Raw genomic sequence first — 2078 nt, forward strand, 5'->3', positions numbered from 1 at the left:
GAGAAAATACTTCATTATTAACTCCTAACTCCTAACTCCTAACTCCTAACTCCAACTTCCAGAGATTTGTGAGAAATGCGGGATTTAATCTTTAACCTTTTTCATCGACAATTAACTGTTCGCTCTCAATATTTACAGATTCTTCTGATGTATTTATCTCGACATTATCGGCAAGAATAACGCAGTCAGCCTGGGTTTTTGATTTGAGATTCCATTGATCTAAAACATCTTTAATTACTATTTCTTGCATCCAAATTTTGGCTACTACAGTTAAAGGTAAAGCTAAAAATAATCCTAAAAAACCAAAGAATGTCACGAAAAATAGCTGAGATATTAATGTTACTGCTGGTAGTAAAGAAAGTTGTTGCGCCATCACCATAGGCGTAATAAAATTACTTTCAACTTGCTGGATAAAAAAGTATAAAACCAAAACAGCAAGTGGTTTCCAGGGAGAATCTAAAAGTGCGATCGCCATTGCAGGAAACACACTCAAGGTAGGACCTAGATTCGGAATCAAGTTTAAAAATCCAGCCAAAACTCCTAATGCCAAAGCCGAACGTACCTGTAATATCATTAATCCTAGTAAGCTCAAAAATCCTACTAGGAACATCGCGATGGAAGCACCCGTTATCCAACCTTCTAAGGACACTTCACATTGGTCTAAAATTCCTTCTATTCTACGTCGGTAAAAAGAAGGAAAAAATCTCACAAATAATTTACGATAAGATAAAGGGTCTGCAAGAAACATCCCTGTTAAAACGAATACTAATAAAATTTTCAGAATTACTTCTAAAGAACCAGAAACTAAAAGAAAAGTACTTTCTAAACCACGATTAATAAATGGTTGGGCTTGTTCTAAAAGACTGTTTATATCGGGAATAGAAGGAATTACTTGAGGGGGAAGCCGTTCTCTAAATTGTAAAAGCCAAGCGTTAAGACGTACCAAAGCTTTAGGAATCTGATTACTTAATTCCTGAAACTGCACTATGAAGGGTGGCACAATTAACCAGAAAAAACCAATTACCCCCACTAAAAAGATTACTATTGACAGAAATTTGGCAAAGCCGCGTCTTATCCCCAACCGTTGAAGCCGTCGAGCCAATCTATTTAAGGTTGTAGCTAAAACAACTGCGGCAAATACAAGTAAAATTGCTTCTTTGATTTGCCACAGAATATACAAGGAGACTGTTAAGGCTATTAAACCAATCCATTGACCCAAATTCACGCTTTAACTCCTGATTCAAGTCCAACTATTATTTACCAATAATGTTACGATACTAACTAATCTTTACTACTCTCACCTAAGTAATTCTAGTTAATATTGGGTTTTCTGAATAGTTGCCATAATAAAACAGCAGCTACAATTAGATTAGGTAACAAGACAATAATCAAAGCGTTCGTTGCTGTTTCCGGAATCGACAAATTTGGGGCTACGTATTTAATAAAAACTGAAATAGCCCAAGAAAAAAGCAATACTTTCAAGATAAATATCAACTGATTTTTCATAGAAGTTCGGTTATAGTTAAACACTGGTTAAAAATATCATTAATTCCCAGACTTTGTTATCAGTGATTGTTGCAAATTCCCCTCACCTCAATTGCTTACTTTTACTCGAAGCTAAGACTGGTGAAACAAGAACTAATCGATGTTATTTCAACGTCAGCTTGACTATTTTTAGACGATATAAATCCTACAAGCTAATCAATTTCGATTAGCGTTGAATAAAAGCAATAACGTAAATTGACCAATTAGCTGGATGATTTACTCAACCACGCATAAAAAATTGGTATCGTATCATTGAATCCAAATTACGTAACTGACTTTCAGTAACTTTCTCCCCTCCGCAGCAACGTACAGCAACTTCGTTTGGAAGTCAACGGCATTTGATAAACCGGGAGCGAATTTTCTGGAGTCCCGACAAAATTGTAACTTTAAAAAAATCGGGATGACTGGATTCGAACCAGCGGCCCCTTCGTCCCGAACGAAGTGCGCTACCAAGCTGCGCCACATCCCGGCAATAATTATCCTAGTTATTATATCACAGAATTTAAATGGGGATGGGGGGATGGGGAGATGGG

1 protein-coding gene and 1 tRNA gene are annotated in these 2078 nt (G+C 36.5%); both read right to left on the reverse strand.

From position 1 onward, the window contains the following. Positions 1-91: 91 nt before the first annotated feature. On the reverse strand, positions 92-1225 hold the full coding sequence (locus tag IQ247_RS32025; RefSeq protein WP_193926219.1) for an AI-2E family transporter: 1134 nt from the start codon (positions 1223-1225) through the stop codon (positions 92-94). 715 nt (positions 1226-1940) lie between these two features. Next, positions 1941-2014 (reverse strand) — tRNA-Pro (locus IQ247_RS32030). Between the last annotated feature and the right edge of the window lie 64 nt (positions 2015-2078).

Origin of the sequence: Plectonema cf. radiosum LEGE 06105, assembly GCF_015207665.1 — a bacterium.
Classification (GTDB): Bacteria; Cyanobacteriota; Cyanobacteriia; order Cyanobacteriales; family Nostocaceae; genus Rivularia; species Rivularia radiosa_A.